6 protein-coding genes are annotated in these 7724 nt (G+C 61.1%); 2 read left to right on the forward strand and 4 right to left on the reverse strand.

Annotated features, from left to right (window positions below; all coding sequences use genetic code 11):
• Positions 1-135: 135 nt before the first annotated feature.
• From NKJ06_RS33315 to NKJ06_RS33330, 4 genes are all read right to left on the reverse strand, one after another.
• A complete protein-coding gene (locus tag NKJ06_RS33315; RefSeq protein ID WP_352812157.1) occupies positions 136-870 on the reverse strand; it encodes an NADPH-dependent F420 reductase in 735 nt (244 codons plus the stop codon).
• A 17-nt stretch (positions 871-887) separates the two neighbouring features.
• Entirely contained in the window at positions 888-1244 is a 357-nt protein-coding gene (locus NKJ06_RS33320; protein WP_352812159.1) for a MarR family winged helix-turn-helix transcriptional regulator, read from the reverse strand.
• A gap of 479 nt (positions 1245-1723) precedes the next feature.
• Positions 1724-2458, reverse strand: coding sequence for a class I SAM-dependent methyltransferase (locus tag NKJ06_RS33325; RefSeq protein WP_502905666.1), 735 nt, complete (start codon positions 2456-2458; stop codon positions 1724-1726).
• A 7-nt stretch (positions 2459-2465) separates the two neighbouring features.
• On the reverse strand, positions 2466-4463 hold the full coding sequence (locus NKJ06_RS33330) for a long-chain fatty acid--CoA ligase (RefSeq protein ID WP_352812160.1): 1998 nt from the start codon (positions 4461-4463) through the stop codon (positions 2466-2468).
• 455 nt (positions 4464-4918) lie between these two features.
• Here NKJ06_RS33330 and NKJ06_RS33335 point away from each other — a divergent pair, with 455 nt between their 5' ends.
• Positions 4919-6511 carry an ABC transporter substrate-binding protein gene (locus NKJ06_RS33335; RefSeq protein ID WP_352629924.1) on the forward strand — a complete coding sequence of 531 codons (1593 nt, stop codon included), beginning with the start codon at positions 4919-4921 and terminating at the stop codon, positions 6509-6511.
• 51 nt (positions 6512-6562) lie between these two features.
• A complete protein-coding gene (locus NKJ06_RS33340) occupies positions 6563-7570 on the forward strand; it encodes an ABC transporter permease subunit (RefSeq protein WP_352629922.1) in 1008 nt (335 codons plus the stop codon).
• Positions 7571-7724 lie beyond the last annotated feature (154 nt).

Raw genomic sequence — 7724 nt, forward strand, 5'->3', positions numbered from 1 at the left:
CCGCCCCCCACTCTTACAAACAACTGCAATCGCGCGGGCCGCTTATTTGTTTTAAACTACACAGTGTGAACGGGGCCCCCATTTATTTGGCGTATTGGGGGCCGGCCGTTTTTGGGGGGGGGGCCGCAATCTAAATCAGGCAGAGAGAGACCGATTGGTTGCGACTGCGCCAGCTCGGATGAACTCTGCATCCGGCTTGGAGAACGATGCCATGATGGCGTCGCGGTTCGTAGGAGCGCGTTTCCTGTCAGCGGCGGTGAGCGCAGCCTTGAGTTCGTGGGCGGTCAACTCAGTGCAATAGGCGGGAGTGCCCGGCTGCAGTCGCCAGGACTCCTCAAGAGTACCCGCATCCACCGTATCGAAGCCAGTGACGCTGATGAGATCGGATACAAGTGCTTTGGCCGCGGCGTCGTCACCCGAAATCGGGATGGCAATGCGACCTGGAGCACCGGCCTCCAAACCGGCCTCTGCCAATGTCTGCGTTAGCAGCGCGTTCCAAGCCTTAACAAGGGGGCGCCCCACCTGCTCGCTGGCCCAAACGGTCTCCGGCTTGCCGCTATCAACCTCGAAGATTTTGCTGTCACGGGTTGGATAGTAATTGGAGGTGTCCACCACGATTGCGCCAGCAGGGGCGCCGGCAAGAATCGTTGCCAGGTCTGGGTTCTTGGCAAAGGGCACTGACAGGATGACCACATCGGCATCCAGTACTGCCGCCTCTCTCCCAACGGCCTGGATGCCGGTGCCGGCAACTGTGTCCGCAAGACTTTCGGGGCCACGCGAGTTCGCCAGTTTCACCTGGTGGCCAGCGGCGTCCAGCTTCTTTGCAACCAGCGAGCCGACGTTGCCGGCCCCAATGATTCCGATTTTCATTTTACATCCTTTGGTTTTCAAATTTTAGCAGGGTGAGCGAAGTCATGAAGGGTGTCTCGCAACGCAATGATCTCGTCCTCGGACATTTGACAGGCACTCTTGATCTTGCCGGAGATGGTCCAGACCTCGTCCTTGATGCTGTGAGCGGCAGGTGTGAGATCGACAAGGACCCGGCGTTCGTCCTCGGGATCGCGCATTCGCGTCACCATCCCGCAGGTATCGAGCCGTTTGAGCAATGGGGTGATCGTGCCGGTGTCCATGCCCAAAGAGTTTCCAAGATCACCTACGGACCGGGGCGCGGATGCATAGAGCTCCAGCATCACAAGGTATTGGGGAAAGGTCAGGCCCAGCGGATCGAGGAACGGCTTGTGCATGCGTGCCATCCGGCCCGCCGCCCCGTACAGGGCGAACGAGATTTGCATTCGAACCAAATGTGACGCGCTTTTTTGAGGTGCCACCGGTGCCATACCATAGCCCAAAGAGACAAATCGAGTTCACTGGCGAACTAGTATCTAGTGCACTAGATAATGTAACTATGGAGGATTGCAACCCTCCAGCTGCACTTGGAGTCTGACCGCATGCGCGACTAATCTTCCGGCGAATGCGCCTTGGAGGGCCTGGGGTTCTCGAAAACCTGATCGACATATGCCCGGCAGGGTCCCTCGGGTGGGCATCGGGGACGCTGGGCAATGGCAGCTTTCGGGAGAGGATGCCGCGGCCCCAAACGACTGGAGGGGCGCGTTGTTGATGTGGCCCGCAGCGAGGGAAATGGCAGCTTTTACGATTTTGAGCTTAGGGCTGGAATGACCGAGATGGGTCGAACTCGGTCGCGCGGAGTGACTGGGTTTTGATCTCAGCGGCAGCGGTCATCCGCTTCAAAGGAAAACACACCGCTCGGTTTAGTCGCGACACCCTTCGCGTCGCCGAAATCCGGCACCTGGTACTCGGCGAGCAATCGCAGCCGTGACAGCGGCAGATCGGTGCGACGGGGATCGCCGACCAGAACCTCGATGCCGGCGGCCAGGCAGCGGTCGAGGAATGGGGTAACGCGTGAGGCAACCTCATGGCCGTAAAAAACATCGCCTGCGAGCACAAGGTCGACGGCCGGTGGCGGGCCAGTGGTGATATCCTTGTCGACAACGGTGATCGTGACGCCGTTAGCGGCGGCATTGAGGCCGATCGCTGCAACGCCGTTACGGTCTATCTCGGCCGCAAGCACCGCGCGGGCGCCGGCCTTGGTGGCGGCGATACCGACGAGGCCTGAACCGGCGCCGAGATCGAGCACACGCCGCCCGATTACCGTCTGCGGTCGGTCGAGTATGAAGCGGGCAAGCACCGCGCCGCCGGCCCAGGCATAGGCCCAGTAGGGCGGCTGCGCTTCGGTCCCGTCCTCGTCGGCCTCGATGTTGTCTTCCGGCTCGAGCCATTCGACCAGCCGCCTGAGACCGCTTGCCGGATGCGCCGTGTAGAGCAGGATTTCGGGAAGTGCCGGAACAGGCACAAGGCGCATATTCGCTTTGATGAACGTGGCCGCGTCGGGACGTCGACCATCGTCCGCGAACCCGCCATTGCCAAGGCCATCCTTCAAATCGCGTCTATTCCCGCAACGCTCGGCGCAGGATCTTGCCGACCGCCGTCTTCGGCAGTTCAGTCCTGAACTCAATGTATCTGGGCCGCTTGTAGCCGGTCAGGTTCTCGCGGCAAAAGGCGGTAAGCGCCTCTGCGGTGAGAGCGGGATCCTTTCTGACCACGAACAGTTTCGGCACCTCGCCGGAATGCTCGTCCGGCACGCCGATCGCCGCAACTTCGAGCACGCCCGGATGCATCGCCACGACTTCCTCGAGCTCGTTCGGATAGACGTTGAAGCCCGAGACCAGGATCATGTCCTTCTTGCGGTCGACGATCTTGGTGTAGCCGCGCTCATCCATGAAGCCCATGTCGCCGGATTTGAAGTAACCGTCCTTGGTCATCACCTTGGCGGTCTCATCCGGCCGGTTCCAGTAGCCCGCCATCACTTGCGGTCCTCGGATGCAGATTTCGCCGACCTCGCCGAGCGGCAGGTTGTTGCCGTCATCGTCGCGGATGGCGATCTCGGTCGAGGGCAGCGGCAGGCCGATCGTGCCGGTGAAGTCGCCGGCAGTGAACTTGTTGGCGGTGGCCACCGGCGAGGTTTCCGAGAGGCCGTAGCCTTCGGTGACCGGACAACCGGTCAGCGCTCTCCAGCGTTCGGCGACGCCCTTCTGCACCGCCATGCCGCCGCCCAGCGTCAACACCAGCGGCTTGAAGTCGAGCTTGCGGAAATCCTCATTGTTGAGCAGCGCGTTGAACAGCGTGTTGAGGCCCGGGAAGATGTGTACCGGATATTTCTGCAGCTCCTTGACGAAGCCGGGAATGTCGCGCGGGTTGGGAATGAGGACATTGCGGGCGCCTTGCTGCATGCCCATCAGTGCGTTCACCGTCAGCGCGAAGATATGATAGAGCGGCAGCGCGCAGATGAAGTTGGGATGCGCCGGTTTCGGCTTGATCGTATAGGCGTCTTCCATCCACTGCGCGTTCTGTGCGACATTGGCGAGCACGTTGCTGTGCAGCAGCGTGGCCCCCTTTGAGACGCCCGTGGTACCGCCCGTATATTGCAGGAAGGCGACATCGTCGGCTGCCACCTTGGCCGGCTTGAAGCCCATGCCGGCGCCGGCCTTCATTGCGGCATTGAACTGGACATGGCCGGGCAGCGACCATGCCGGCACCATCTTCTTCACGCGGCGCACGACGAAATTGACGATAGTGCCTTTCAGGCCGCCGAGCATGTCGCCCATCGCAGCGACCACCACATGCTTGACCGCCGTCCTGGCGATCACCGCCTGCAAGGTGTTGGCGAAGTTCTCCAGGATGACGATGGCTTGCGCGCCGGAGTCCTTGAGCTGATGTTCGAGCTCGCGCGGCGTGTAGAGCGGGTTGATGTTCACCACGACATAACCGGCTCGCAAGACGGCCATCATCGCCACCGGATACTGCAGCACGTTCGGCATCATCAGCGCGACGCGCGCGCCCTTCTGAAGGCCTTTCGATTGCAGGTAGGCGCCGAAGGCCGCCGACAGCCGCTCGACATCGTTGTAGCTGATGGACTTGTCCATGCAGGTGAAGGCCGGCTGCGCGGAAAATTGCTTGCAGGCGGCAACCAGGAAATCGCCGATCGAGCTGTAGGGCAGGGCGCCGATTTCGGCTGGGACGTTCTTGGGATAGCTCTTGAGCCACGGCTTGTCCGGCAGGCCCGCGGCAAGCGCCGTCAGTGTATTCGGCAATCGCTTGGCGACAACCTTGGCAGGGTTCGCTGCCGGCGGGGCCTTGGCCGCTGCAGCCTTCGGCATCGGCTTGGCAGCGGCGGGCTTTGCCGTAGACGCTGTCTTTCCGGCAACGGTCTTGGTCGGGGCTTTGGCCGCGGGCTTTGTGCTTGCCTTTGCCGGCACGGTGGCTGCCTTCGGCTTGGCCGCGACGGATTTGGTAGCGGGCGCTTTCGGCTTGGCCGCGCCGGCTGCCTTGGGAACCGCCTTGGCTGCCGCTTTCACCGGCGCCCTTGTCCTTGATGCTTTTGCCACCCGTTCCTCCCTCGACAATTCTTGTTCGCCCGCGCCGCGCTCGCCCCTGAATTGACAGAGACGTCCTCCGCTGCTGCCGCTATGCCACCTATGTATTGCCTCCATTGGTGACCGTGCAAGTCTTGCCCCTGCGGCAAGGCGGCGAAAGATTTGCCGTCGAAAAGTCTTCCTGCCGCCGACACTCCCAACCGCTATCCTGCCGTATCCTCGGCCGCACGGAAGCGCGCACGGTATCGATATCGCCGGATTGGCGATCAATAAAAAAATGCGGTCGTTAATAATCCCGTGAATGGAAAAAACTGCTAATTTTTTCTGCTATTTAGCAAAATTGCGGATTTTTTTCCTGCTTCCCGCGGGGTAAGCAAACGGGGTGTTCCAAAGCCGGAAAAACGGTGCTTATATGCGCGCTTCGCGAGCCTGACAGAGGGGCTTGGAATAACATCAGGGAGTGCTCAATGAAGAAGAAACTGACTTTTGTAGCCGCGTTGCTGGCTGCAAGCGTCCTGGGCGGCGTGGCCAACGCGAAAACCTTGGTCTATTGCGCGGAAGCTTCGCCGGAAGGTTTCGATCCGGCGCCGTATACCGCCGGCCAGACGTTCGACGCGTCCTCGCGTACCGTCTTCAACCGCCTTGTCGAATTCGATCACGGCAAGACAACGACCTCGCCGGGCCTTGCCGAAAGCTGGACGATCTCCGACGATGGCAAGGAATACGTCTTCAAGCTGCGCAAGGGCGTCAAGTTCGCCGCCACTGATTATTTCACCCCGACGCGCGACTTCAACGCCGACGACGTGGTGTTCTCGTTCGAACGCCAGGTCGACAAGAACGGCCCCTGGTTCCAGTACATCCCGGGCATCGCCTACCAGTATTACAATGACCAGTTCGGCGAGAACATCACCAAGGTCGAGAAGGTCGATGACCTGACGGTGAAGTTCACCCTCAAGGAACCGGCAATCACCTTCATCCCGACGCTGGGCATGGACTTCGCCTCGGTCGTCTCCAAGGAATATGCCGACAAGCTGCAGGCGGACAAGACACCGGAACTGTTCAACCAGAAGCCGATCGGCACCGGCCCGTTCATCTTCGTCGACTACCAGACCGACGCGGCCATCCGCTACAAGGCCAATCCGGACTATTGGGGCGGCAAGCAGAAGATCGACGATCTGGTCTTCGCCATCACCACCGATCCGGCGGTGCGCGCGCAGAAGCTCAAGGCCGGCGAATGCAACATCATGTCATACCCGGCACCGGCCGACATTGCCGGCCTGCAGGCTGAAGCGAGCCTGAAGGTCGACGAGCAGGAAGGCCTCAATGTCGGCGCGCTGATGTACAACACCCAGCAGAAGCCGTTTGACGACGTGCGCGTCCGCAAGGCGCTCAACATGGCCATCAACAAGAAGGCCATCATCGACGCCGTCTTCCAGGGTGCCGGCCAGGTGGCGGTCAACCCGATCCCGCCGACCATGTGGTCGTACAACAAGGAAGTGAAGGACGATCCGTACGATCCGGATGCGTCCAAGAAGCTGCTCGAAGAGGCCGGCGTCAAGGACCTCAAGATGAACGTCTGGGCCATGCCGGTGTCGCGCCCCTACATGCCGAACGCGCGCCGCACCGCCGAACTGATCCAGTCGGACTTCGCCAAGGTCGGCGTCACCGTCAACATCGTCAGCTATGATTGGGGTGAATACCTCAAGCGCGCTTCCGCGGTCGATCACGACGGCGCTGTCATCGTCGGCTGGACCGGCGACAATGGCGATCCGGACAACTTCCTCGGCGTGCTCCTGAGCTGCGCTTCCGTCGGTTCGAACAACCGCGCGGAATGGTGCAACAAGGACTTCGATGCGCTCATCAACAAGGCCAAGACCGTTTCGGATCAGGCCGAGCGCACCAAGCTCTATGAACAGGCACAGGTCATCTTCAAGGAACAGGCACCCTGGGCGACGCTCGCTCACTCCAAGGTGTTCATGCCGATGCAGAAGACCGTCACCGGCTTTGCGATGGATCCGCTCGGTATCCATCGCTTCGACGGCGTCGATATCGCCGAATAAGGTTCGCGAAACGGGGGCGGCGCCACAAAGTGCCGTCCCCACTCGCCCGCCATGCTGCGTTATATCCTCGGCAAGCTCGCCCTCATCATCCCGACCTTCATCGGGATAACCATCCTCGCCTTTGGCTTCGTGCGCATCCTGCCCGGTGATCCGGTGCTGGTGCTTGCGGGCGAACGTGGCCTGTCGCCCGAACGCCACACGGCGCTAATGCACCAGTTCGGTTTCGATCTGCCGATCTGGCAACAATACCTGACCTATCTGACCAACATCCTCAGCGGCGATTTCGGCACCTCGTTTTCCACCAAGACGCCGGTGCTCAAGGATTTCCTGGTGCGCTTCCCGGCAACGGTCGAGCTCGCCATCTTCGCCATGATCTTTGCCGTCATCCTGGGTGTCGCCGCCGGCATCTTCGCCGCCATCCGCCGCGGCTCCTGGTTCGATCAGATGACCATGGGCACGGCGCTGGCAGGCTATTCCATGCCGATCTTCTGGTGGGGTCTGCTGCTGATCATCGTGTTCTCCGGCACGCTGCACTGGACACCGGTTTCCGGACGCATCGACCTTCTCTATTTCTTCAAGCCGGTGACCGGCTTCATGACCATCGATTCCCTGATCTCGGGGCAGAAGGGCGCCTTCCGTTCGGCGCTGTCGCACCTCATTCTTCCGACCGTCGTGCTCGGCACCATCCCATTGGCGGTCATCGCCAGGCAGACGCGGTCGGCGATGCTTGAAGTGCTCGGCGAAGACTATGTGCGGACCGCGCGCGCCAAGGGCCTGGCGCCGCGCCGCGTCATCGGGTTGCATGCCTTTCGCAACGCGCTGATCCCGGTCGTCACCACCATCGGCCTGCAGGTCGGAACGCTGTTGACCGGCGCCATCCTGACCGAGAGCATCTTCTCCTGGCCCGGCATCGGCAAATGGATGATCGACGCCATTTCCAAGCGCGATTATTTCACCGTGCAGGGCGGGTTGCTTTTGATCGCGCTGATCGTCATGTCGGTGAACCTCATCGTCGACGTGCTCTACGCCGTCATCAACCCACGCATCCGGGCCAACTGACATGAGCAACGAAGGCCCAGCCACCATCGAAGCCGCGACCGTCGTCAAGCCGCAGGACGCAAGGCTGCAGATGTTCGGCGAGTTCTGGCACTACTTCTCCGTCAACAAGGGCGCGGTGATCGGGCTCTTCGTCTTCGCGCTGCTGAACCTGAAA

The sequence above is a fragment of the Mesorhizobium sp. M0293 genome (genome assembly GCF_040321735.1).
Classification (GTDB): Bacteria; Pseudomonadota; Alphaproteobacteria; order Rhizobiales; family Rhizobiaceae; genus Mesorhizobium.

What these genes read in the sequence shown, in the direction of transcription:
- NKJ06_RS33335 (WP_352629924.1), top strand. Translation starts at nt 4,919, where the DNA reads ATGAAGAAGAAACTGACTTTTGTAGCCGCGTTGCTGGCTGCAAGCGTC.
- NKJ06_RS33340 (WP_352629922.1), top strand. Translation starts at nt 6,563, where the DNA reads ATGCTGCGTTATATCCTCGGCAAGCTCGCCCTCATCATCCCGACCTTC.
- NKJ06_RS33320 (WP_352812159.1), bottom strand. Translation starts at nt 1,244, where the DNA reads ATGCACAAGCCGTTCCTCGATCCGCTGGGCCTGACCTTTCCCCAATAC.
- NKJ06_RS33315 (WP_352812157.1), bottom strand. Translation starts at nt 870, where the DNA reads ATGAAAATCGGAATCATTGGGGCCGGCAACGTCGGCTCGCTGGTTGCA.